The organism is Allopusillimonas soli, assembly GCF_004153445.1.
In the GTDB taxonomy this organism is placed as follows: domain Bacteria; phylum Pseudomonadota; class Gammaproteobacteria; order Burkholderiales; family Burkholderiaceae_B; genus Allopusillimonas; species Allopusillimonas soli.
On the sequence record NZ_SDQC01000002.1, the window covers coordinates 480397 to 503855 of the forward strand.

Here is a 23459-nt window from a genome sequence, read left to right on the forward strand (position 1 = left end):
GCCATGACCTCCCGCACAGCGTTTTCGCCCACTCCCGAATCCCCCTACGCCTGGGCCAGGCTTTTCGTATCCCTTCTGCTGATGACGATAGGCGGCTCGGGCATGTATTCGCTTACCGTCGTCCTGCCGCAGATTCAGGCGGATTTCGATATTAGCCGTTCGCAAGCATCCCTTCCCTATACATTGACCATGGTGGGCTTTGGGCTGGGCGGCATTGTCATGGGCAAGCTTTCAGACAGGATGGGCGTCATGGCACCCATTCTGATTGGCGCAGCCGGTCTCGGCGGCGGATACATCCTGGCGGGCGCAGCCGGCGGCCTTTGGGGGTTCATTCTCTGGCACAGCCTTTTCATCGGCCTGCTGGGCACCGCTGCCACCTTCACGCCGCTGGTGGCCGACACCTCCCTCTGGTTCACGCGTCGGCGCGGCATTGCACTGGGCATCTGCATGAGCGGCAATTATGTCGCAGGCGCGATCTGGCCGCCCATCATCCAGCACTATATTGATACAGTAGGATGGCGCGCCACCTATCAAGGCATAGGCGTATTCTGCCTGGTGAGCATACTGGCCCTGGTGTGGATATACCGTCGCCGTCCGCCATCAGTCAATGCAGAGATTAAGCCCGGCGACGACACGCACTCCACGCAGCCGCAGGCGCCACTACATCCCAGCCAGCTGCCACGCCATCTCGAAGAGGCGAAGCGCTCCAACCCTGAGCGCCCGCTGGGCTTCACCCCTGCGGCGTTGACCATGCTGCTGAGCATTGCGGGTGTCGCCTGTTGCGTGGCCATGTCCATGCCCCAGGTGCACATCGTGGCCTATTGCGGCGACCTGGGCTTCGGCGCGGCGCGCGGCGCGGAAATGCTGTCGCTCATGCTGGGCCTGGGTATCGCCAGCCGGCTTGCCTCTGGCTGGATTTCCGACCATATCGGCGGATTGCGCACCTTGATGCTGGGCTCGCTGCTGCAATGCGTTGCATTGTGCATGTTCCTCTTTACGAAGGGCCTGGTTTCGCTGTACGTGGTGTCGGCCTTGTTCGGCCTGTTTCAGGGAGGTATCGTACCGGCCTATGCCTTGGTGGTGCGGGAATATTTTGCCCCCAAAGATGCCGGCACACGCACCGGCATCGTACTCATGGCCACGCTCTTCGGCATGGCACTGGGAGGCTGGCTGTCAGGCGCCATATATGATCTGAGCGGCGGCTATCGCGCGGCATTCGTCAACGGCATAGCCTGGAACCTGCTCAACGGCAGCATTGTCGCCTACCTGATTTTTCGCGCCCGTCGCGGCCTTCTGCCGGTCGCAGGACCGGCCGCCGCCTGATGCGACATATATGGCCTCGCCTCTTCCACGCGGAACAGCATGCCGACAGGACGACGTTTTCCCGTTCTGGAAGAAAACACTGAATGCACATCCAGTAAATCTGCTTTTGCACCATGGTTTTTTACAAAATACCTAAAATTTTTCTGAGGACAACGGTGTAACTACCTAATATAAAGGCATATTTCTGATATCATCTCACCATCCCAGCCTTGCCCAGCCGCTGCCATGCCCGCTTTCCTGACCCGCACTTCGCGCCGCTTGCTCCTACTGGCTCTTGCGCCCATCTGCGCTGGCCTCGCGCTGACCGACTACGATCCCGCCACGGCGCAGTCCGTCGTCGTCAAGACAGTCGTTCATCACGGTGTGCAAAACAGCCAGGAGATGACGCGCCCTCTGGCCGACACCAGCCCCGCTCCCAAGGCCCAGCCCATTGCGCTGGCACCCTCGCATATTGTCCACAGGCAGAATCTGAAACCGGTTGGCTATGCCCCGCTCGACGGCGGGCCGGCAAGCGTGCCCGGCGCCCGCGAAGACAGCGCGGAGTCCAGCGTCGAAGCGCTCACCGGCAAGGCCGTACTGCGTTCTGAAGTCGCCTATGTGCAAGACATCGGCAGCGATGCCATCCTGTATGACAAAAACGGCGATGAAGTCCGCCCTATCGCATCCATTTCCAAGCTCATGACGGCGCTGGTCGTCACTGATGCCCGCCAACCCATGGACGAGATCATCCAGGTCACCGATGCCGATGTTGACCGGTTGCGTTACTCGCGCTCTCGGCTGCGCGTCGGCACCGAGCTAAGCCGTGCCGATCTGCTGCATCTCGCGCTCATGTCTTCCGAAAACCGTGCGGCCCATGCCCTAGGGCGCAATTATCCCGGTGGGCTTCCAGCCTTTGTGCGCGCCATGAACGACAAGGCGCGGGCGCTGGGCATGCGCAATACACATTTTGTCGAGCCCACAGGCCTGTCCAGCGAGAACGTGTCGTCGCCACGCGATCTCGTCAAGCTTCTGCAGGCCGTCAGCAAGCAGCCCATTATCCATCGCTATACCACCGACGATCATTACGAAGTGACGATCGCAGGTGGACGCAGAATCGCCTACAACAATACCAACCGCCTGGTGCGCAACGATAACTGGAATATCAAGATTTCCAAGACCGGGTTTATCAATGAAGCTGGCGAATGCCTGGTCATGCTGACTCGGATCGAGGGCCGCGATCTCGCCATCGTACTTCTCAACTCCTCTGGCCGTTATTCGCGCATTGGCGATGCCGTCCGTCTGCGCAAAGTAGTCGAAAACGCCAGCAGCATCGCAATGCTGTAGGTTCTTGCAGCCATGTGTATTGCCTACCTGGCCATTGCGGCCCACCCGCAATGGCCTTTGCTCATTGCCGCAAACCGCGATGAATTCCATGCACGCCCCAGTCTTCCAGCCGCGCCCTGGCCAGATCGGCCTGACATCATAAGCGGCATAGACCTGACAGGCGGCGGCACATGGCTGGGTGTCACGCGCCGCGGCCGCTATGCACTCATCACCAACTACCGGGACCCGGGCAATGTCCAGCTTGACGCGCCCTCGCGCGGCATGCTCGTCAGCACCTATCTAGAATCGGACCAGGATCCACGCAGCTATGCGGACGAGGTACAGCGTACCGGCGACGCCTACAATGGGTTCAATCTGATTGTGGGCGATATAGGCACGGCCTGCTACGCGGGCAATCGAAACGGGCAGAACCAGGCGCAGATATTGCAGGCGGGCCGATACGTGCTGTCCAATCATTTGCTGGACACGCCCTGGCCCAAATCGACACGGTTGCGCCAGGCCCTGCAATCCTGGCCTGGCGACGGCCTGGCTCAATCCTTGACGCCGCTTTTCACCGCCTTGCGCGACACGACGCCGGCGGATGACCAGGATCTACCCCAAACCGGCCTTTCCCTGGAGCGCGAGCGCCTGCTCAGCAGCCCCTTCATCATCAGCCCGGACTACGGCACGCGGTGCTCGACCATTTTCGCCATTCACGCCAGTGGGCGCGCCATATTCAGCGAATTGAGCTACGGACCCGATGGCGTGCCAGCCGACCGGCATGATTGGCCTTACATCTTGGATGCGCCTGCTCCGGTCCTGCCTTGACGTCTTCCGGCACGCCTCGTGCTGGCAGCATTGCCGATTCAAGCCATGGAGAACACAATGCATATCAAACACAAGAATACATACTCACGATTGCCGGGTCTGGCCCTAAGCCTGGCAGTGCTGTTTGCCATGGGCGCCTGGACTCAGGCAGAAGCGCAGCTGCCACCCGCCCATAAGTCGGGTGACGTGGAATATGTCAGTGGAGGTATCGGGCACGATGAATCCACGGCTTTCAAACAAGCCAAACACGATTACCCGTTGGCATTGACCTTTGCTGTGCACAGCGACGGCAGCGCATCTTCGCCCTATGCATCGGATGTCCAGGTCGTCATTCGCAATGATCAGGACCAGGACATTCTGAATGCAACCACCGAAGGGCCTTATCTGCTGGTCCGATTGAAGCCGGGACATTATCGGATATCCGCAACCTATGAAGGCAAGACGCTATCGCGCGATGTCGATGTCGGGCAGAACGGCACAACCGATATCAAGCTGATGTGGAAACGCCCCGCCAGCGGGCCCGACTGACACTCAGTGCAGTTGATGATTGGTGCCGTTGCGTGATTGTGCCTCGTTGCGCAAGTCGCTTTCCAGGGCACTGAGCGCCTCTTCCCAACTGCGTAAAGGCACGCATGTCTGCAGCCGCACGATCGCCTGTCGTATCAGAGCATCGTGCAATTCATGTCCTATGCCCGACGCAACGTCTAGCGTGGCGTCGGCCTGTAGTTCACCCAGGCGCGCCAGGGTGGACTCGACCTCATCGACAGAAACCTGCTGGTCGTTTGCGCCATGGAAAAAATGCAAAACAGTGGCGGGGGGCACAGCGGCTGGGCGGCGCGCATACAGACCCGAAAAAGCAAGGATGCGGCCTGCCAGGTCGGGTTCGGCATGCGCGGCTTCAAGCGCCATGGAGGCTCCTTGCGAGAAGCCGGCCAGCGCAGTCTGCTGTCCTGTAATCCCATACTGCTGCTGTAGGCGCCGCACCATGGCGGCAAGCCGGGATACAGCCTGATTCATGCGCCGGGCCCGGTGTTCCGCCTCTTGCGCAGCCGTTCGCATCTGGCCTGATGTCAAGGGATCAATCCAGAAATATCCGCTCATGCCGGCCCGTTCAGCGCTTTCGAAGGCATAGGGGATGACGACAACGGCTGATGGAAATGCCTGCTTGATGGCGTCCGACAGCGCAAACAATTGATCCGGTTGTGCCGACTCGCCGTGCAGCAGTACAAAAAGCAATTGCGGGCGAGCAGTGCGCGGAACAAACACATAGGGTGGCGGCGAGGCGGGCTGTACTGCCGTTACCATGGAAAGTGGCCTCCGGCTGAATGCTGGACGGATTCAATCATAAGAAAATTGTACGTCATATCCCTCATGACGGGCGGCCTCCCATTTTCCGCCAAAGGCTTTATACTGTTTATATAGACAGTATTTTGATCTTGGATACAAAACTCACGCCAAAACGCTTATGGCCATCGCGTCTTCTTTTCCGCTGCGCCACCCAGAGCGTGTCCATCCCGCTTTATGGCGCGGCACGCAACTGGCTCGCCCGCAAGGCGCTGTCGTCAGCACAGGGTTCCATGTGCTTGATCGTCAGCTTCCGGGTCAGGGCTGGCCGCTGTCCAGCCTCATCGAGCTCATGCCCAGCCAACCCGGCATTGGCGAACTGCAACTGCTGCGCCCCGCGCTGGCACGGCTTGACGCGCGCAGTATTCTGCTTATCGGGCCACCCTATTCTCCCCATTATCACTGCTGGCGCAACTGGGGCCTGGAAAAGCACCGTCTGATCTGGATCAACCCACAAACCCAAATGGATGTGTTATGGGCTGCAGAGCAGGCGCTCCGGCACCATGCCTGTGCGGCATTGCTATGCTGGGCTGAGGCGGCACGGCTCCCCTCGCTGCGCAGGCTGCACTGGGCGGCCGCACAGAACGACGCCCTGTTTGTCATGCTGCGTCCTCCATGTGCTGCCAATCAGGCCAGTCCTGCCTCGCTTCGTCTGAGCCTAAGCCCTGCCGCCCAGGGAATGAAGGTCCATATCCTGAAACGCAGAGGGCCGGCCTGCAACGCATCCATATCCATTCCCTTCTATCTTTCCCAGGAGACCGAACCCACGGCTTCGGCGCCAGCCGTCGGCCACCTCTACGCCATCCCGGCCGCAGGCGGCACCACTCACAAACATCGACTGCCTGACCGGGGCGGCTTCTCCACGGTCAGGCACACTGCTGCGCATCATGTCACTCTGGATCAGCCTGTATCTGCCAACGCATAGCCTGGATGCCTGCTTTCCTTCGCGGCAACCCGAGTTGACCGCCGCTGTACTACGCAGGGAGCGCGTGCTGACTTGCACGCCCGCCGCGGCCAGCCACGGCGTCATGCCCGGCATGAGCGCCGGTTCCGCCCGTAGCCTGCTGCCCGAAATCAGGCTCGCCTCGGAAAATATCGCTGCAGAACAGCGCTGTCTGCGGGAAATAGCAATGGGCATGCTTCAATACTCGCCCCATATCACATGTCAGTATGAACACGCCGTCCTGCTGGAAGTTCAAGCCAGCCTCAGCCTATTCAAGGGCCCGCGTGCACTGTGCCGACGCATAGGCGCCACACTGCGCAATATGGGCGTACACGCCTGCCTGGGCATGGCGCCCAGCGCGCTGGGCGCATGGATTCTGTCCCGACAGACTCGAGGCCGCCGACGTTTGCTGCAGGCTAGCATGCTGGCGGCAAGACTGGACCGGCTACCGGTCGGCATGCTGCCCGAAGCATTGCCCCATACAGACTGGCTCAACGGCATAGGATGCTTGTCTTTGGCCCAGTTGCGCGCGTTGCCCCGCAAGGGACTGCAGCAGCGCAGCGCTCCCGCGCTCATGCAGCAGGCCGATGCCGCCTATGGTTTTGCGGACCGCTGCCATACCTGGTTCGAAGCGCCTTTGGCGTTCAAGCAGCATCACGATCTGCTTGAACATCTGGAGCATGGTACCGCCATCCTGGCTGTTGCAGCACGTCTGATCGAACAGCTATGTGGCTGGCTGCATGCGCACCAATGCGCCGTGAACAGTCTGAGCCTGACACTGGCCCACGAAAAAGGCCGGCATGCCCGCCCGCCAACGCAATTGGACCTGCGGCTGTCCGACCACGCCTGGCAAGCAGCTGATTTCCTGCGTGTCCTGCGGGAAAGATTGCAGCATCTGACGCTTCCCGCGCCTGTCATTCGCGTCAGCCTATCAGCTTCGGACACGCTATCCAGGCCCGGCGCCAGCAGCAGCCTTTTTCCCGAGCCAGGCCAATGGCTACACGAGGAACATCGTCTGCTGGATTTGCTTTGCGCTCGATTGGGCGAAGATCGTGTGCGCTGCTGCCGCCCCGCCGCCGACTACAGTCCGGAACAGGCCAATCAATGGTATCCCGTGTACGACGACGCAGCGCAAGGCCCTTCCAGTTCGCCCGGCATCCAGCCCCCTGTACTGTCGGATCATGCCCGGCCTTTCTGGCTGCTGGATTCGCCCCAGGCGCTGCCCACCCGAAACAACCAACCGGTATACCAAGGCCGCGCACTGCGCCTGACGCTAGGCCCGGAACGCCTGGAAAGCAACTGGTGGCTCGCCAATCCCATCAAACGAGACTATTTCATGGCCCGGGACGATCAAGGCGCGCGCTATTGGATATACCGCCAGCGTGAAGGCATGCAGGCGGGCAGATGGTTTCTGCATGGCCTGTTTGCCTAGGAGGAAATATTGAAAGCCTCGTTTAAAGCCGACTACGCCGAACTCGACTGCCTGTCGAGTTTTTCCTTCCTGCGCGGTGCTTCGCATCCTGCGCAACTGGTTCAGCGCGCAGCCAGTCTGGGCTATCAGGCCCTGGCGCTCTGCGATGAATGCTCGCTGGCGGGCGTAGTACGCGCGCACATCGAAGCAAAGGATCTTGAGACGAAAGGCGTGCGGATCAAGCTGATCATCGGCAGTCGCTTCAACATCGACGGCATGCACCTTATTGTGTTGGCTTGCAACAAGAAAGGCTATGGCGATCTATCCGAGCTGATTACGCTGGCGCGCAGGCGCAGCACCAAAGGAAGCTACAGCCTGTCGCTGGACGACATAGCCCGGCCGCCGCCCGATCACGCACATCTTCGAGGCCTGCCAGACTGCCTGGTCATATTGCGCCCGGCCTATAACGAAGATGCCGCCACACTGTGCGTACAACTGCAGCGCCTGCAATCCATCTTCCCCGGACGTCTGTGGCTGGGTCTGGCGCTGCATCACAGGCATGCCGACGCCAATCATCGTGCAACGCTCATGCGGGCTGGCGAACGAGCCGGCATCCGCATCGTGGCACTAGGGCAGGTCGAGATGCACCTGCGTTCCTTGCAGCCACTGCATCATGTTCTGACCGCCGTGCGCCTGAAACAGACAGTGAGCCAGTGCGGATATGCACTGCAGTCTAATGCCGAGCGTTATCTGCGCAGCCGGTTTCGACTCGCCATGATGTATCCCGTCGACGCCTTGCGGGAAACTTTGGCGATCAGTGAGCGCTGCGTATTCCGGCTGAACGATATCCGCTATTCCTATCCGCGAGAAATCGTACCCGACGGCATGACGCCGGAAGCCTACCTGCGCCGGGAAACTTTTGCGGGCGCAATGCGCCGCTATCCGAGCGGCCTGAGCGCCAAACTCAAAAAGCAGCTTGAAGATGAGCTGGACCTGATTGTCAAACTGGAATACGAGCCCTACTTCCTGACGGTTTACGAGATTGTCAATTTTGCCCGCAGTCGCAACATACTGTGCCAGGGCCGCGGCTCGGCAGCCAATTCGGCAGTCTGTTACTGCCTTCATATTACTGAAGTCGATCCTAACGACAGCAACGTCCTGTTTGCCCGCTTCATCAGCCTGGAACGCAAAGAGCCGCCGGATATCGATGTGGATTTTGAACATCAGCGCCGGGAAGAAGTCATCCAGCACATTTACGGACACTATGGACGAGACCGTGCCGCGCTCACGGCCGTCGTAAGCACCTATCGCATACGCAGTGTCCTGCGCGACACCGGCAAGGCGCTCGGGCTGGATTCCGACATGGTGGATCGGGTTACCAAATCTTTTCACTATCGCGATGGCAGCCAGAGCCTACAGCAGCGCCTCGCCGAGGAAGGCTTGGATCCCGACGGGCACATCATACACATGTGGGCCAGCCTTGCCAGAAGTCTGTCGGAATTTCCCCGGCATCTGTCGCAACATCCGGGCGGTTTTGTCATCGCGGACGAAAAGCTGTGCCGCCTGGTGCCCATAGAAAACGCCGCTATGCCAAATCGTAGCGTCGTGCAGTGGAACAAGGACGATCTGGATGCCATGGGCATGCTGAAAGTGGATGTGCTGGCCCTGGGTATGCTCTCGGCCCTGCACCGCTGCCTGGACATGGTTGCGCTGCGCCGCGGGCAGCCGTTTCGAATACAGGACATCCAGCGCAACGATGCCGCCACGTTCGCAATGATACAGCGCGCCGATACTGTAGGCGTATTTCAGATCGAATCACGTGCCCAGATGAGCATGCTGCCGCGCCTTCGACCAAGGGAATTCTACGATCTGGTCATCCAGGTGGCCATTGTACGGCCCGGCCCCATCCAGGGCGGAATGGTTCAGCCCTATCTGGAAGAGCGAGACAGACTGCGCGAAGAGGAAGCGAAAGGCAAGAGTGGCGCCACGTCCACGCAAGCCGATGAGAAGCCGAGTGAAGCCCAGGCAAGAATGCGACTGGTTCCCGCGCTGGACAAGATTCTGAAACGCACACTGGGGGTACCGATATTTCAGGAACAAGCCATGCAAATCGCCATGGATGTCGCGGGCTTCAGCGCGGACGAAGCCGACGCGCTGCGCCGTTCCATGGCCGCATGGCAACGTCCGGGGAAGGTGCAAGATTTTCGCAACCAATTGATCCAGGGGCTTGCCGCGGCGGGCTGCGAAGATGGGTTTGCCGAAGGCCTTTACAGTCAGCTCCAGGGCTTCGCCGATTATGGCTTTCCTGAAAGCCACGCTGCCAGCTTTGCCCACCTGACCTATATCAGCGCCTGGCTCAAGCGTCACGAACCTGCGGCCTTTCTAGCAGCCTTGCTCAACTCACAGCCCATGGGTTTTTACCAGCCCGCCCAACTGGTTCAGGATGCCAGGCGTCATGGTGTACAGGTACTGCCTGTGGATGTCATGGTCAGTGATTCGGACTGCACGCTGGAATGGCCTGCGTGCAAGGCAAACACGCCAATCTGTGCCGACGGGCACGAAGGCGTGCACACCCCGCCCTCTCCCGCTGTGCGTCTGGGGCTCAATTGCATCAAAAGCCTGTCCAAGGAGACCGCACTGCGCATCGAACAGGCTCGTCGCCAGCAGGCCTTCTCCGGCGTCCACGATCTTGCCCTGCGCGCCGGCCTGAACCGCCATGCGCTTGATGCCCTGGCCGCTGCCAATGCCCTGCAGACGCTGGCCGGGCACAGACGCCAAGCCCGCTGGCAGGCCGCAAGCCCCATGCTAGCGGGCCTGCTGCGCGCGGCACCGATTCAGGACGGCAATCAACCTGTGCTTCCAATCCCCACGGAAGCGCAGGAAATCAATGCCGACTACCAGACGCTGAGGCTGACGCTAGGCCGCCATCCTCTTGCTCTGCTTCGCGAACAGCTGCAAAGGCGCCGCTTCATGACGGCGGAAATACTGAATCGCGATTATCCCGATAGGCGCCTTGCCCGGGCCTGCGGCATCGTGACGGCGCGGCAGCGGCCTGGAACCGCAAAAGGCGTTGTCTTCGTGACGCTGGAAGACGAAACCGGCCATGTCAATGTTATCGTCCATGAACACCTCGCTGCCCGGCAACGCCGTGAGCTGGCGACGTCACGATTGATGGGCGTCTATGGGATATGGCAGAGCCGGCATGGCACCCCTAACCTGGTCGCTACACGATTGACGGACCTGACGCCGCTGCTGCGGGACCTGCCCACGCGCAGCCGGGATTTTCATTGAACGGACGCCCGGCCGTCTCGCAGATAGGTATACGTACATGCCGGCAGGCCGCCATCATGGCCCGCTTCCTTTAAAATACAGGCTTCTTCACAAAGGACGTCATCATGGGCACTTCGCTCACGCAGCAAATCTCCGAGGCCGTTAAGGACGCCATGCGCGCCCGCGATACCGCTCGTCTAGGCACTCTGCGCTTCCTGCAAGCCGCCATCAAGCAGAAAGAGGTGGACAGCAGGCAAACGCTCAGCGATACGGAAGTCACCGCCATTATCGAGAAACAGGTCAAGCAGCGACGCGAATCCATCGCCGCCTTCCAGCAGGCCGGTCGCACGGAAACCGCGGCTCAGGAACAGGCAGAATTGGCTGTGCTGCAGGAATTCCTGCCGCAAGCAGCCACCGCTGAAGAAGTTGAGGCCGCTATCACAGTCGCCATCGATCAGGTCAAGGCTCAAGGATTGAGCGGCGGCCCCGCAATGGGAAAAATCATGGGGCTGCTCAAGGCCGGGCTGGCCGGCCGAGCCGACATGGCCGCTGTATCCGCACAGGTCAAGGCCAGGCTGATGTAGCCAACGGCCGTCTTCAAACGGCCGTTTTCCCCATTCACTTGCGCATGTACGATGTGCAAAGCGACATATCCATCAACACCGATTGACGCATGGCCTCCAGGGCTTCCTGGTTCCAGGGGCCGCGGCCCCAAACCTGCTGCGTGACTTCGGTGTGGCTGGGATCCAGGGCCTTGAGCTCCGTGCGGGCCACTTCCATGTCTCCCAGTGGCCCGCGTACCGAAACCACGCCGGTCTGCAAGGCCGGATTCACTTGTGCGTAAACATCGTAGGCCTTGTGGCCGCGCAAGCATTCATCCGCCTGGTTTTGCGCACGCAAATAGACTGTCTGGTAACTACGCGGCACGGTATAGGTAATGCTGGGCGAATCATCGTCCGACTCTATGCCCGCACATGCGGCCAGCACCATGGGCACCGCCGCCATCGCGAAAACAAGCGCTTTCACCGCTGCCTCCCGCTTTCATGTCCATTGAACGGCCCGCAGGGCTCCCGGCGGGAGCGCAACAGACCCTTCAGTGAAAGTTATCACGCCGTGGCGCGATATGGCATATTTTTTTCTTCGGGCGCCAAGCAGGCATCGATGGAGGACAAGGCGGGATAGTCGGTGTAGCCTTTGACTCCACCGGTGTAGAAGGTGGCAGGATCCCAGTCGTTCAAAGGCGCGCCTTCTTTCAGCCGCTGAACCAGGTCGGGATTGGCGATGAATGCCTTGCCGTATGCCACGGCATCGGCCATGCCGCTGGCCAGAATACGCTGGCCGCTATCGGCATCAAAGCCCTCGTTGGCAATGATGCTGCCCCCAAACAGGCGCTTGAGCTGAGGGAGCAGGCTGTCCTGGCCCAATGCCTCGCGCAGGCATATGAATGCGATGCGGCGCTCACCGAGCGCCTGGGCAACATGGGAAAACAGCGCCGAGGGATTGGAATCGTGCATGGCATGTGCGCCACCGCCAGGCGAAAGATGCACGCCAACACGACCGGCCCCCCACACGCCCACGCAGGCGTCCACGACTTTAAGCAAAAAACGGGCCCGGTTTCCCACCGAGCCACCATACTCATCGTCCCGCTTGTTGCTGCCGTCATGAAGAAATTGATCCAGCAGGTAGCCATTGCCGCCATGCACCTCGACACCATCAAAGCCCGCTTCCCGAGCCTTGCGGGCTGCTTCGGCAAAATCGGCCACGATGCGGTTGATCTCCTCCGCATGCAGGGCACGCGGCACCACATAGGGGCGCTTGGGCCTGAGCAGGCTGACATTGCCTTCGCAGGCTATGGCGCTGGGCGCCACAGGGATTTCGCCGTTGAGGAACTCGGGGTCGGATACCCGCCCGACATGCCACAGCTGCAGTATTATCTTGCCGCCCTTTTCATGAACGGAACGTGTAATGCGCTGCCAACCCTCGACCTGCGCGCGGCACCATATGCCCGGCGTGTGTGGATAGCCCACACCCTGGGGAGAAATGGATGTGGCTTCAGAAATGATGAGGCCGGCTGTAGCCCGCTGGCAGTAGTAATGCCGCATCATGTCGTTGGGAACGCGACCTTCCGACGCCCGATTGCGCGTCAGGGGTGCCATTACAATCCTGTTGTCGAGTGCCAAGGCACCCAATTTGATGGGATCAAACAAATTTGTTGTCATTGAATCTACAGCCGTTCTGCAGGTCAGCCAAGATGCAAGACTGGCCAAATTTCACAATAGGACAAATTGTCCATAAGGGTTTTTACCAGAATTCAGGCCCTAATGCCAATCGGCTATCGTAGTCAATTCAAGCGCATAACTCAAACGGGAAGGAAAATTGCATGGCACAGTTCGCTGTTATCGGTCTTGGCCGCTTCGGTGCAGCCGCATCGCTCGAACTGATGAAACTGGGGCATTCGGTGCTCGCCGTCGACACCAGCGGCAAGCTCGTGGACAAATACGCCGACCATCTCACCCGTGCTGTCATTGCCGATGTCACAGACAGAGCCGCGCTGGAAGAGCTCGGCCTGGACAACTATGACGTGGTGCTGGTGGCCATCGGTGAGGATGTGCAGGCCAGCCTGGTATGCACAGTGCATTTGAAATCGCTGGGCATCAAGACAATCTGGGTAAAGGCTTCGTCACATGCTCAGCATCTCATCCTGAGCAAGCTGGGCGTCGACCGCATTATCCATCCCGAAGAGGAAATGGGCATACGTGTGGCCCAGGTACTGAGCTATCCCATGGTGAATGATTATATTTCCATCGGCAACGGCGAATTCGTGGTGGAGATCGATGTCAGCGAGAAGCTGGACGGTGTTGCCCTGGACAGCGTCCTTAAGGAAGTGGACGGCGCCATTCATGTCCTGGTCCTCAAGCGCAAGACCGAGGTCACGCCCCACCCTCCCCGCGACACGGCATTGCAGGCCAATGATGTGCTGGTTCTGCTTGGGCAACTATCCGCACTGAAGAATATCGCGCCCAAGCTGGCCTGAAACGATGCGCAATTGGCTTCCCATTCATGGCTATCAGTCCTATATGCGTATGCGGCGCACCGGCCTGCTGCGCGCCAGCCCGCCCAAGATATTGGCCCTGGGCTTCTTTGCCCTGATCGCCCTGGGTACATTGCTTCTTTACCTGCCCATATCGGCGCGCCATCCGCTCGATCTGCTTTCCGCATTCTTCATGGCCTCTTCAGCCGTTACGATCACGGGTCTGGCGGTGGTCGATCCGGCCATCGATCTGACCCAATTCGGCCAGATCGTCCTGATTTCGCTGGTACAGCTGGGGGGGCTGGGCTATGTCACATTTGCCGTTGTGTCGGCCATTACGCTGGGCAAGCGCATGAGCCTGCGCCACCAGGCGCTTGCCCTGGAGGCATTCAACCAGACCAGCGTGTCCAAGCTGCGCCAGACGGCATTCTCTGTCCTGCGCATCTCATTGGTTATCGAGATAATTGCCGCCGCCATCCTGGCGCTCTGGTGGGCCCGGGAATATCCATGGCCAACCGCAATATACCGTGGCATCTTTCACGCCATCGCAGCTTTCAATAATTCGGGCTTTTCCCTGTTTCCAAACAGCTTGGCCCAGTTTGTGAGTGACCCCGTCACCGTGCTCACCATCACCTTCGCCATCATGCTGGGCGGCCTGGGCTTCACCGTGATCAGCGATATCTGGCGCAAGCGCCGCTGGTCGCGCCTGCAGCCCTATACCCGCATCATGGTGCTTGGCACCGTCATTCTGAACCTGGTTGGCTTTACCGCCATCTGGATACTGGAGTATGGCAATGCCAATACGCTTGGCGGATTGACCTGGGACGGACAGGCGCTGGCCGCCTGGATGCAAACGATCACGACACGCACGGCAGGTTTCAGCACCATTGATGTCAATCGGATGCACGACAGTTCAGCCCTGATCATGATGCTGCTGATGTTCATAGGCGGCGGCTCGCTTAGCCTGTCCAGCGGGATCAAGCTGGGTACCTTCATCGTGCTGCTGGCGGCGGCGCGATCCTATATATTCCAGCGCGCAGAAGTGGTGCTGCTCAAGCGCGCAATAGCACCCCAGACCGTCCAAAAGGCGCTGGCGCTCCTGCTGGTGTCGGCGGGGCTGGTCTTTGCAGGCACACTGATTATGACCATCTTCGAGAAGGCTCACTTCGTGGATATTCTGTTCGAGGTGATCGCCGCCGTCAGCACTACCGGCCTGAGCCGCGGCATCACACCTTCACTGTCCGGACCCAGCCAGCTGTTATTGGTCGCATTGATGTTTGCAGGCCGTATAGGCCCGCTGACCTTGGTATACAGCATCGCTACGCAGCAGCGCAGCCGTGTCCGGTATCCGGAAGCGGACTTCCAGGTCGGCTGACGCTAACGCCACAAGCCCCGTATTACAAACCTCAGGACGCAAGCAGCCCGTCCAGGCCTGGAATGGTGCTTGCCGCCTTGTCGACCGATGAGGCATCGACCCGCGCCATGGGCGCAAGCTGTGCAATCACGCGCGTCGCGCCGAAGCGTTCGATGGCTTCGCAATTGCCTGCGGATGGTGGGCCATTCAGAATCACACCCAACACCGGTACGCCGCAACTGCGCAATGCCCGCAAGCTGAGCAGCGTATGATTGATCGTGCCCAGCGTGCTGCGCGCAACCAGCACCACCGGCAAGGCGAGGTGGACTGCGAGGTCTATCATCATGGTGTGCTCGTCAATCGGCACATATAGGCCGCCAGCCCCTTCCACCACCAGTGGCATCCTCGTGACCGGGAGGCGCACACGCCTAGCATCCAGAATCACGTCCTCGAGCCTGGCTGCTGCCCACGGCGCCAGCGCGGCCTGGAGCAGACAAGCCGGCGCATGGACGCACTGTCCGCCCTCCCCGGCTGCGCCACCTCCTGGCAATGGCAAGCCCAGCAGCGAGGCAACGGTTTCAGTGTCACCGGAGGCACTGGCCAGGCCGGTCTGAAACGGCTTCCAGTAATCGGCACCCCAGGCCCGCGCCAGAATGGCCGATACGACCGTCTTGCCGACATCGGTGTCGGTGCCGGTGACAAACACACCACGAGTTGCTTGTTTCAATACAGTAGCGCTCATACCTTGCTCCAGATTCCAAAGCCAATCCGATAACTGACACGGGCTCCCATCCGGTCAAACTGAGTACACACCTGTCGCAGCTGGGCACTGCTCAAGGGCCGACTGCCGGCTGCGGGCATTGTCGCGCCCACATGCCTGAGACCGCGTAAAAAAGCCAGTGCCGACCCGTGCTCCTGCACCATAACCGTTTCCACGATCTGGTTTTCGATGCCCGGCGTCAGGGCCTGGATGTCCTCGAGGCCAGGAAAGGCCGGTGTCGAAGCCGCCAGCCCCAAACGCGCATGCGCGTCGCGCCACTCCGCAAATGTGCCCCTCAAAGGCAAGGCAAAAGCGAGATGTCCGCCGGGCGTGAGCATACCGCCCAGGCGGCCAAGCCCGGCCCGGACGTCATCGAACCACTGTATCGCCATACTGGAGCAGATCAGGTCGTAGTCGCCTGGTTCCGCGTCAGGCTCCTGGTCCTGAAACGCCTGCGGATGCTCCCCATCCAGTATCCGAAAGCGCACTGTGCCATTCAGCGCGACGCGCTGGCTCGCCGCCCGGGTCATGGGCGGCGCAATATCGGTAATCGTCCAATCCGCCTTCCCGAAAACCCCGCCCAGAGCCCGGGTCAGCAGACCGGTGCCGCATCCCACTTCCAGAATGCGCGGATGTGGAGGAAGACGCAGCGCCGCAATATACTGCGCCAGGCGGCCCGCCACCTCGCGCTGCAAGCGCGCATGGGCATCATAGGACCCTGCCGCGGCGGCAAAGCGGCCGGAAATCGTGCGTTTCCTGTCGACCTTATCTGGCAGCCCTCGCAGAAACTCGCGGATGCGCAAGGCACACCATTGCGCATCTGACCGCGGCAGCAGATGGCCTCCATCCACATGCCAGCGCAGGAGTGCGGGCTCGAAGGCTGCACGTGTCATAGACGGCGGCACCACTTCGTCATCCTCGCTCGCCAGCGCCAGAAGCGGCCGGCCCAGGCTGCCCAGATCGGCGCGCCGATCTTCATTCAATAGACGTAATAAATCCCGGCGCAGCGTATCCGCATTAGGTTTCCGCATGGCCGGGCCGGCGGCGCAACGCTGCCTGAATGTATCGACCACTTCGGCCGGATGCGTCTCCATGCGCCGTATCATCCGCTGAATAAGCCTCGGTGCGACGCCTTCCGGAAAAGACTGCGATGCACTGAAGCGAGGAAACCCATTGATGCTGATCCAGGCAACAGCTTGCTCAGGCGCCAGGCCCAGCGCGTGCATGAACCCAAAGGAATGGCCTATGCATACCAGCGGCCCCTCCGGTAAATCAGGTTGCGGTGCATGGCCGTCAAAATAGCCCAGATCCAGCATCGCCTGGGGCCAGTCGGACAAGGCATCGCACAGCGGTTGCCAGAAAGCGGAATCAAATCCCCATCCGTGCACAAAGAGCAATGTGGGGCGCGCCATCATGGGAGCGGCGCGATTTTGCACAACAGCGCTTCGCGCAGCGCATCGACAAGAAACTGGACATCCTCTCGGCTGTGGGCTGCACTCAAGGCAATGCGCAGGCGGCAGCCTCCCTTCGGAACAGTAGGCGGCCGTATGGCAGAGACAAGCACGCCTGCCTGCGCGAGATGTGCGCTCAATGCCAAAGCGCGCTGCTCGTCACCCACGAAGACAGGCACGATCTGCGAGGCCGATGCGCTGGTTTCAAGCCCCATGTCATGGAGGGCGTCACGCAGCATTCGCCCATGGCCGGCAAGCCGGCTGCGCTCGGCATCCATCCGCGGGATCAGATCCAGAGCGGCGTCGATAGCCCCCAGTATGGCTGGTGGCAAGGCCGTGGTGTAGATGAACCCCGAGCAGCGGCTGACAAGGTAATCGCATAACGCCCGCGATCCCGCCACATAGGCGCCGAATCCACCCAGTGCCTTGCTGAAGGTGCCCATCGCAAGATCGACTCCCCCCGGCGCCAAACCCGACAGGCCCATACCTCGGGGGCCCATGACGCCTGTTGCATGGGCCTCATCCAGGTAAAGAAAAGCGTTGTACTTGGAAGCCAGATCAGCCAGGCGCTGCACATCGCTGCAATCGCCGTCCATACTGAATACGCTTTCAGTGACGATAAAACGTTGGGCGGATCGTCTGGCATCGGCGGCCAGCAATGCGTCGAGATGATCCAGATCGTTATGGCGAAAGCGTATCTGCTTCACGCCTGCTGCCTGGCAGCCATGATGCAGACTGGCATGGTTGAGCCTGTCAGTGTAGACCAGCGCTGAACGGCGCGGCTCGCCGCCCGCCTGCAATATGGCAGGCAGGACGGCAGCATTGGCCTGCCATCCCGAGGCAAGCAACAACGCCGACTCAACCCCTTTGGCCGCGGCCAGCTTGCGTTCGATCGACTCATGCAGGTCTGATGTGCCGCATATCAGGCGGGAAGCCTGCGCGCCCACCCCATACTGCGCGACACATTGCCGTACGCGCGAAATGAGATCAGGATGGCGCGACAGCCCCAAATAGTCGTTGCTTGAAAAATTAAGAAGGCTGCGTCCGTCAATGCTGACACGGCCATTGTCCTGCGGCACCATAGCCCTGACGGTGCGGCGTTGATGGCGTTCCTCGGCCATCTTCAGATGCCGAATGAACAAGTGATCGAATCGATTCATGAATGGATGCAGCGGTGGTTCTGGAAGGAAGAGCGGCGGCACAAGATATGGCACTATGCGCCACGCACGCCGGCATGCGATCATAACAAGTTCGTCTTGCGCCAGTCCGGCCGCAGCGCCATTATTTTCCACCAAACATGCACAGAGTGCCACCCATGAATGAACCCTCCTGGATGACTGCGGGCTACCCCCATATCTGGCTGCCTTACGCTCAAATGAAGACCGTTTCCGCACCGCCCCAGGTCGTGCGCACACGCGGCAGCCGCATCGAGCTGGCGGATGGCCGCAGCCTGATTGATGGCGTCGCCTCCTGGTGGACCGCTTGCCATGGCTATAACCACCCCCATATCGCCGATGCAATCCGCATTCAGCTCGAACAAATGCCGCACGTCATGCTGGGCGGCCTCGTCCATGAGCAGGCCCTCACGCTGGCGCATCGCCTGTGCAAGCTGCTGGGAGCCGGCATGGAACGCGTTTTTTTTACTGAATCCGGCTCCGTATCGGTCGAAGTGGCCGTGAAGATGGCCATGCAATATTGGTTCAATCAAGGGGAAGTTCAGCGCAAGCAAGTTCTGGCCTTTCGCCATGGCTATCACGGCGACACCTTCGGCACCATGGCCCTCTGCGACCCAGAAGTAGGCATGCACGCCGCGTTCCGCAGCGTACTGCCAGGTCACACCGCCCTGCCGCTGCCCATAGACGAAGACGAGACCGCCGCTCTGCGGGCGTGGCTCCAGGCCCATGGCTCGCAGTTGGCCGCCATGATTGTCGAGCCTCTCGTGCAGGGTGCGGGCGGCATGCGCATGCACGATCCGGCTGTTTTACGGACATTGCGTCAACTCGCGGACCAGCACGGCATTCTCTTGATATTTGACGAGATATTCACCGGATTCGGCCGCACCGGCAGTATGTTCGCCTTTGAGCAGGCCGACGTGCAACCGGATATCATCACGCTCTCCAAAGCGCTGACTGGTGGCACCCTACCCCTCGCCGCCACCGTAGCAAAGCGCCATATATTTGAAGCATTCTGGTCCGACGATCCCAGTCATGCCCTAATGCACGGTCCCACTTTCATGGGCAATGCCCTGGCCTGTGCGGCAGCCAATGCCTCGCTGGATCTTTTCGAACACGAACCACGCCTGCGCCAGGCGCAGGAAATATCAAATGCATTACGGGAAAGCCTTGCACCGTGCAGCGAACTACCGGTTGTCCGCGATGTGCGTGTACTGGGCGCCATCGGCGCCGTCGAGCTTTCTCGCAGCGTTGATCTGGCTGCACTGCGCCGACAATTCATCGATGCCGGAACATGGATACGCCCTTTTGGCAATGTCGTGTATCTGACGCCGTCCCTGACCATCAACGCCCAGGATCTCGCCTACCTGGCGTCCACAATTCATGACGTCCTCGCAACCCTGGATGCCCGGGACTGCTAAGCGGTGCGCTGATTTGTTAAATCCATTTGGGTAGGATATACTCTCGGTCTTTCGGGGCGTAGCGCAGCCTGGTAGCGCACTTGCATGGGGTGCAAGGGGTCGCGAGTTCGAATCCCGCCGTCCCGACCAGCATTATCAAGGGCTTACAAGTTTTCCAGCTTGTAAGCCCTTGTCTTTTTTTTAGCCTTTGGGTCCACTTTTAGGTCCACTGAAAACAATAGATCGTGAGCCGGAAACTGGCACAGAATAAGGATTGTGAGCGCCAAAAAGTCCTCCAAAGAGGACAGATTTTCGGGAAGTAATATTTATGCGGATCTTATCCATCCACCGCACCTTTAGGGCGTGTCACGACGCCTGAAGCGCACGCACAACCATCTCGGGTTCATTCGCCATAATTTTCAGTAGAGCGGCTGCGGGACCAGTAGGATTGCGGTGGCCTTGTTCCCAGTTCTGAAGCGTCCGGACGCTAACGTGAATGGCCCGCGCGAACTCAGATTGCGACAAATGCGTTTTCTCGCGGGTCGCCTTGACATCAACCGTCTCAACCTTGAACACACGCGATGGCCCCAGCTCGCCTTTGCGAATAGCAACCGCTTGCTTCAGACTGGTTTGCAAATCATCAAATAGGGTATCGCCCTTCTTCATTATCGAAGCTCCTTTACCAGTTCGGTCAGTGCCGCTATCTCACCAAGCGTTAAGTTGTCCTTTCGGGACTTTGGATAGGCGACCAACATGTAGATTTGTTGATCTTCACTAATCCAATAGTAGATCACTCGGATTCCGCTACTCTTTCCCATGCCTTGTCGGCCATAGCGAACCTTCCGAATACCGCCTCCGCCCGGAATGAGATCTCCTCGCGCCGGATTTTCGATTAGCAGATTCTGAAGACCAGCGTATTCCTCATCTGACAACAAGGCAGTGATCAGCTTTGTGAACACCGGGGTTTCAATGAATTCCATTACGACATTTTATACGTCATTGACGTACAAAACAATCCTGGCATGAGAAGAATCGACGCCTATCAGGATTTAGCGAAAGCCGGAAACCTGTAGCGCTACCGGTTACGCTACAGGTAACGTTTCAGGTTACGGGGTGAATTGCATTACGGTTTCTACAGCGAGCCGACGAAGGCTTCCATCTCCCTGTGGCGACCAACCATTTCGGTATGGGTGTAGATATTTGTAGCGCTCAGAGAAGCGTGGCCGAGGTTGTCTCAAGCGGTTATGAGTTTCACATTCTTCTGCAAAGGGTGGGTAGCGTGCGTGTGACGCATCCAGCGCATGCTTGCTTTGCGCAAGGCTCAGCAGCATACGGTTCTTCTTGCATCTGGCCAGCAAGGGCGTTGTATACGTTCTTCATGATTTAATCAAGCTGCGGGGTGTCAATGAGGCCTGCGTCTGGCCCAATGCGATAGCAAGGGTATGTCATCAGGCAAGTCCTGACTAGTGGTGAAGTCGTTGCCCCGGGCATAAAGGTACGCTATGAGAAGCAAAGCACGCCGGATGGAACCGGAAGCACTCGCATTCGCTACGCGGAGCTATCTGTGCATCGATGGTAAAGTCAGTACGGAGAGTAGCTATCAGGCTTACCTGCGCCTGACTGACCGCGTTGATGATCAGGAAACTGAGCTGGATGACGGCATCATTATCTGGCAACCCTTTGAGCATTGCTCATTGTCCGCTCTGATAGAAAAATCGGGAAGATGGCGGCTGTGTTGCTAGCTGATTTCAAGGAGGTTCTTGAAGCGGCAAAGGCTGGCATTGTTGACCAAACCCTTAACGGCCAGCTCGACAGCGATACGAATACTCTCAATATGGCTGGACTTGCAAATATCAGCGCTCACCCCTGATCGTCAAAAAGTCACTTTTTTACACACGCATCGCTGCCTATCAGTGAAGAAGACTGCAACGATTTGATTGAATCAATAAAGTCAGTCGTCGAGCGGTACAACCAAATCTTTCAACCCTCCACCTACGCGACTTGCCAGGGAATGACTCCGTTACCGATCTGGAGTCACCCACGGCAACCTTCGGGTATACCCTTAATTATCCAATTGTCGACAATACTATAATCTATTCTTGATCAATATGAAATTTGAAAGGGACAGTCATGATGCAAATTCCGGTAAAGGGGCCTGCTGTCTGGGCAGGGGCCGAATTGTCAAAGACAGACGACTGGATTACTCAGTTCACGGAAGACGACATACGTGAACTGTCCGAAGCAGTCTCTACTGTTGGGGCCCAAAACTTGGACTTGTTTGACATCACGAAAGAAGATTTTCCTCTTCCGACCTTAGGGCCGCGCATAGCCAACCTCAGGAACGAGATAGAAGGTGGCCGGGGGTTCGCCTTGCTGCGTGGTCTGCCAGTCAGCCACTTCACTCTGGAAGAATCTCGCAAGATCATATGGGGCCTTGCCGTGCATCTGGGGTATCCAGAGCCTCAAGATATGTGCAAAAGCCTTATGCACAGCGTAACCAATACGGGCAAGCGCGTAGAAACCAGCGAATCAACGCGAGGTTATGAAACAGACGACGAGCTCAAATTTCATAATGACGGCGGGGATGCCTTCATGCTTCTTTGCCTCAAAACGGCCCGTGAGGGAGGCATCAGCAAGCTAATGAGCGCAGGTGCCCTGTTTAATGCCATTCTTGATAAGCGCCCCGATCTTGCCCGGATTCTTCAGGAGCCGTTCTATTTCGATGCCAGATCGCAAAATGCACTCGACAAAAAGGTCCAAGTCTTACCTGTGTTTGTCGAACACGATGGTTTGCTGAATGTTCTGTACAAACGACGCTATATTGAACTGGCGCAGCGTTTTGACGATGTCCCCCGCCTGACCTCCCTGCAGCGCGAGGCCCTGGACATGTTCGATAGCATTTGCGCAGACCCGGCCATGCACCTAGCATTCACTATGCAGCCCGGTGATATTCAGATCGGTAACAACTACTCGTTGTTGCACTCCCGCACTCGTTACCAGGACCATGAAGATGTAAATATGCGTCGTCATCTTCTGCGCGTCTGGCTCACATTGGAAAATGGCAGACCGCTGCCGCCTATATACGCAGAGACCCGTGAGTTCGGTCCTTCGTATGCTCGCAGACAGAACAATGCATTTACTTCGACGGTGTCTGCTGCCTCATGAACGAACCGCTGCCAAACCGCTTTTTATCTTTACCAGACCAGATCGTTGCGAAGCTGACTGACGACATCGTTACTGGAGTATATAGACCAGGTGAACGTCTAAAAGAACAAGAAATTGCGCTAAGCATTGGTATTAGCCGGGCACCTCTACGTGAGGCGTTTCGCATTCTTGAGCGTAAAGGATTAATCGAAATCCTGCCTTGGAAAGGTGCGCGTGTCGTAGAGCCTACACGAACTGAAATTGATGAGTTGTTCGATGCCCGCGCCGACCTTTTCGGCCTGTGCGCCAGGCACGTGGCAAAGAGCGGCTCGCCAAATGATATAGCAGCGATACAGGCCGAAATCAAGAGTCTGATTGCTGCCACTGATGCAGGCTGCGACGAGAAAGCCTATAAGCGGCAAACCAACCATATTTACATGATGATGTACAACAGCATCGATAACCGGTACCTCCGGGACATCATGGACAACATACGCCAGAAAATGTTCTGGCATTACTGCTACCTGGGCACATCCACCATCGAACGCCGGCTCGACTCTAATAAATACTGGCGTGAGCTTTCCACAGCCATTGAACAGCATGATGCTCAGGCTGCCGAGCAGGCCGCGCAAAGCATAATGATCGCCTCCAAGGAATTCGCCCTTCAACTGCTCGATCACCCCTTACAAAAGCTATAAGAACTGCACGTACGCAGTAAGTACCATT

20 protein-coding genes, 1 tRNA gene and 1 pseudogene are annotated in these 23459 nt (G+C 58.8%); 15 read left to right on the top strand and 7 right to left on the bottom strand.

The annotated features are described in order from the left end of the window. Window positions 1–3 precede the first annotated feature (3 nt). The 4 genes from ERD78_RS08040 (at window position 4) to ERD78_RS08055 (ending at window position 3981) form a co-directional block, all read left to right on the top strand. A complete protein-coding gene (locus tag ERD78_RS08040; RefSeq protein WP_129968752.1) occupies window positions 4–1323 on the top strand; it encodes an MFS transporter in 1320 nt (439 codons plus the stop codon). 225 nt (window positions 1324–1548) lie between these two features. Continuing rightward, window positions 1549–2646: a D-alanyl-D-alanine endopeptidase gene (gene pbpG, locus ERD78_RS08045; RefSeq protein ID WP_129968753.1), complete on the top strand. Its 1098-nt coding sequence runs from the start codon at window positions 1549–1551 to the stop codon at window positions 2644–2646. Window positions 2647–2658: 12 nt separating this feature from the next. Next, window positions 2659–3453 (top strand): NRDE family protein, encoded by a 795-nt coding sequence (locus ERD78_RS08050; RefSeq protein WP_129968754.1) that lies wholly within the window; start codon window positions 2659–2661, stop codon window positions 3451–3453. A gap of 57 nt (window positions 3454–3510) precedes the next feature. Beyond that, entirely contained in the window at window positions 3511–3981 is a 471-nt protein-coding gene (locus tag ERD78_RS08055; RefSeq protein ID WP_180029196.1) for a carboxypeptidase-like regulatory domain-containing protein, read from the top strand. Window positions 3982–3984: 3 nt separating this feature from the next. Here the strand turns inward: ERD78_RS08055 and ypfH are convergent, their stop codons facing one another. Continuing rightward, a complete protein-coding gene (gene ypfH, locus ERD78_RS08060; protein WP_129968755.1) occupies window positions 3985–4758 on the bottom strand; it encodes an esterase in 774 nt (257 codons plus the stop codon). Window positions 4759–4918: 160 nt separating this feature from the next. Between ypfH and imuA the strand changes: the two genes are divergently transcribed. The 4 genes from imuA to ERD78_RS08080 all read left to right on the top strand — a co-directional run bounded on the left by imuA (window position 4919) and on the right by ERD78_RS08080 (window position 11005). Next, window positions 4919–5722 carry a translesion DNA synthesis-associated protein ImuA gene (gene imuA, locus ERD78_RS08065; protein WP_129968756.1) on the top strand — a complete coding sequence of 268 codons (804 nt, stop codon included), beginning with the start codon at window positions 4919–4921 and terminating at the stop codon, window positions 5720–5722. Then, window positions 5685–7172: a Y-family DNA polymerase gene (locus tag ERD78_RS08070; protein WP_129968757.1), complete on the top strand. Its 1488-nt coding sequence runs from the start codon at window positions 5685–5687 to the stop codon at window positions 7170–7172. Before imuA ends, ERD78_RS08070 begins: the two co-directional genes overlap by 38 nt. Before the next feature lie 9 nt (window positions 7173–7181). Then, the gene (locus ERD78_RS08075) at window positions 7182–10442 is read left to right on the top strand and encodes an error-prone DNA polymerase (RefSeq protein ID WP_129968758.1); all 3261 of its coding nucleotides are present in this window, start codon (window positions 7182–7184) and stop codon (window positions 10440–10442) included. 104 nt (window positions 10443–10546) lie between these two features. Then, on the top strand, window positions 10547–11005 hold the full coding sequence (locus ERD78_RS08080) for a GatB/YqeY domain-containing protein (protein WP_129968759.1): 459 nt from the start codon (window positions 10547–10549) through the stop codon (window positions 11003–11005). Between the two features lie 34 nt (window positions 11006–11039). On the opposite strand, the gene ERD78_RS08085 is transcribed toward ERD78_RS08080, so the two are convergent. Together ERD78_RS08085 and ERD78_RS08090 are read right to left on the bottom strand one after the other, a co-directional pair. Continuing rightward, a complete protein-coding gene (locus ERD78_RS08085; RefSeq protein WP_129968760.1) occupies window positions 11040–11447 on the bottom strand; it encodes a BPTD_2524 family lipoprotein in 408 nt (135 codons plus the stop codon). 80 nt (window positions 11448–11527) lie between these two features. Then, window positions 11528–12640 (bottom strand): alkene reductase, encoded by a 1113-nt coding sequence (locus ERD78_RS08090; protein ID WP_129968761.1) that lies wholly within the window; start codon window positions 12638–12640, stop codon window positions 11528–11530. 161 nt (window positions 12641–12801) lie between these two features. On the opposite strand from ERD78_RS08090, the gene ERD78_RS08095 reads away from it, so the two are divergent. Together ERD78_RS08095 and ERD78_RS08100 are read left to right on the top strand one after the other, a co-directional pair. Then, entirely contained in the window at window positions 12802–13455 is a 654-nt protein-coding gene (locus tag ERD78_RS08095; protein WP_129968762.1) for a potassium channel family protein, read from the top strand. 4 nt (window positions 13456–13459) lie between these two features. Next, window positions 13460–14827: a TrkH family potassium uptake protein gene (locus ERD78_RS08100; RefSeq protein ID WP_129968763.1), complete on the top strand. Its 1368-nt coding sequence runs from the start codon at window positions 13460–13462 to the stop codon at window positions 14825–14827. Window positions 14828–14858: 31 nt separating this feature from the next. On the opposite strand, the pseudogene bioD reads toward ERD78_RS08100, so the two are convergent. Both bioD and bioF read right to left on the bottom strand, forming a co-directional pair. Then, window positions 14859–16342, bottom strand: a pseudogene (gene bioD / locus ERD78_RS20225) (dethiobiotin synthase). A 635-nt stretch (window positions 16343–16977) separates the two neighbouring features. Then, on the bottom strand, window positions 16978–18177 hold the full coding sequence (gene bioF / locus ERD78_RS08110) for an 8-amino-7-oxononanoate synthase (RefSeq protein WP_129968764.1): 1200 nt from the start codon (window positions 18175–18177) through the stop codon (window positions 16978–16980). A gap of 155 nt (window positions 18178–18332) precedes the next feature. Between bioF and ERD78_RS08115 the strand changes: the two genes are divergently transcribed. Further along, window positions 18333–19610 carry an adenosylmethionine--8-amino-7-oxononanoate transaminase gene (locus ERD78_RS08115; RefSeq protein ID WP_129968765.1) on the top strand — a complete coding sequence of 426 codons (1278 nt, stop codon included), beginning with the start codon at window positions 18333–18335 and terminating at the stop codon, window positions 19608–19610. A 52-nt stretch (window positions 19611–19662) separates the two neighbouring features. Further along, window positions 19663–19739: transfer RNA gene (locus tag ERD78_RS08120), tRNA-Pro, on the top strand. Window positions 19740–19955: 216 nt separating this feature from the next. On the opposite strand, the gene nadS is transcribed toward ERD78_RS08120, so the two are convergent. Together nadS and ERD78_RS08130 are read right to left on the bottom strand one after the other, a co-directional pair. After that, the gene (nadS, locus tag ERD78_RS08125) at window positions 19956–20255 is read right to left on the bottom strand and encodes a NadS family protein (protein WP_129968766.1); all 300 of its coding nucleotides are present in this window, start codon (window positions 20253–20255) and stop codon (window positions 19956–19958) included. Continuing rightward, entirely contained in the window at window positions 20255–20569 is a 315-nt protein-coding gene (locus ERD78_RS08130; RefSeq protein ID WP_129968767.1) for a type II toxin-antitoxin system RelE/ParE family toxin, read from the bottom strand. The genes nadS and ERD78_RS08130 overlap by 1 nt, the downstream gene beginning before the upstream one ends. A 743-nt stretch (window positions 20570–21312) precedes the next feature. On the opposite strand from ERD78_RS08130, the gene ERD78_RS19755 reads away from it, so the two are divergent. From ERD78_RS19755 to ERD78_RS08140, 3 genes are all read left to right on the top strand, one after another. Further along, window positions 21313–21459 carry a hypothetical protein gene (locus tag ERD78_RS19755; RefSeq protein WP_167668881.1) on the top strand — a complete coding sequence of 49 codons (147 nt, stop codon included), beginning with the start codon at window positions 21313–21315 and terminating at the stop codon, window positions 21457–21459. Between the two features lie 260 nt (window positions 21460–21719). After that, window positions 21720–22754: a TauD/TfdA family dioxygenase gene (locus ERD78_RS08135; RefSeq protein ID WP_129968768.1), complete on the top strand. Its 1035-nt coding sequence runs from the start codon at window positions 21720–21722 to the stop codon at window positions 22752–22754. Next, window positions 22751–23431: a GntR family transcriptional regulator gene (locus ERD78_RS08140; RefSeq protein WP_129968769.1), complete on the top strand. Its 681-nt coding sequence runs from the start codon at window positions 22751–22753 to the stop codon at window positions 23429–23431. Before ERD78_RS08135 ends, ERD78_RS08140 begins: the two co-directional genes overlap by 4 nt. Window positions 23432–23459: the final 28 nt, after the last annotated feature.

Coding starts and splice junctions, on each gene's coding strand:
- ERD78_RS08040 (WP_129968752.1), top strand. CDS start 4: ATGACCTCCCGCACAGCGTTTTCGCCCACTCCCGAATCCCCCTACGCC.
- pbpG (WP_129968753.1), top strand. CDS start 1,549: ATGCCCGCTTTCCTGACCCGCACTTCGCGCCGCTTGCTCCTACTGGCT.
- ERD78_RS08050 (WP_129968754.1), top strand. CDS start 2,659: ATGTGTATTGCCTACCTGGCCATTGCGGCCCACCCGCAATGGCCTTTG.
- ERD78_RS08055 (WP_180029196.1), top strand. CDS start 3,511: ATGCATATCAAACACAAGAATACATACTCACGATTGCCGGGTCTGGCC.
- ypfH (WP_129968755.1), bottom strand. CDS start 4,758: ATGGTAACGGCAGTACAGCCCGCCTCGCCGCCACCCTATGTGTTTGTT.
- imuA (WP_129968756.1), top strand. CDS start 4,919: ATGGCCATCGCGTCTTCTTTTCCGCTGCGCCACCCAGAGCGTGTCCAT.
- ERD78_RS08070 (WP_129968757.1), top strand. CDS start 5,685: ATGTCACTCTGGATCAGCCTGTATCTGCCAACGCATAGCCTGGATGCC.
- ERD78_RS08080 (WP_129968759.1), top strand. CDS start 10,547: ATGGGCACTTCGCTCACGCAGCAAATCTCCGAGGCCGTTAAGGACGCC.
- ERD78_RS08090 (WP_129968761.1), bottom strand. CDS start 12,640: ATGACAACAAATTTGTTTGATCCCATCAAATTGGGTGCCTTGGCACTC.
- ERD78_RS08095 (WP_129968762.1), top strand. CDS start 12,802: ATGGCACAGTTCGCTGTTATCGGTCTTGGCCGCTTCGGTGCAGCCGCA.
- ERD78_RS08100 (WP_129968763.1), top strand. CDS start 13,460: ATGCGCAATTGGCTTCCCATTCATGGCTATCAGTCCTATATGCGTATG.
- bioF (WP_129968764.1), bottom strand. CDS start 18,177: ATGAATCGATTCGATCACTTGTTCATTCGGCATCTGAAGATGGCCGAG.
- ERD78_RS08115 (WP_129968765.1), top strand. CDS start 18,333: ATGAATGAACCCTCCTGGATGACTGCGGGCTACCCCCATATCTGGCTG.
- nadS (WP_129968766.1), bottom strand. CDS start 20,255: ATGAAGAAGGGCGATACCCTATTTGATGATTTGCAAACCAGTCTGAAG.
- ERD78_RS08130 (WP_129968767.1), bottom strand. CDS start 20,569: ATGGAATTCATTGAAACCCCGGTGTTCACAAAGCTGATCACTGCCTTG.
- ERD78_RS19755 (WP_167668881.1), top strand. CDS start 21,313: ATGGCGGCTGTGTTGCTAGCTGATTTCAAGGAGGTTCTTGAAGCGGCA.
- ERD78_RS08135 (WP_129968768.1), top strand. CDS start 21,720: ATGATGCAAATTCCGGTAAAGGGGCCTGCTGTCTGGGCAGGGGCCGAA.
- ERD78_RS08140 (WP_129968769.1), top strand. CDS start 22,751: ATGAACGAACCGCTGCCAAACCGCTTTTTATCTTTACCAGACCAGATC.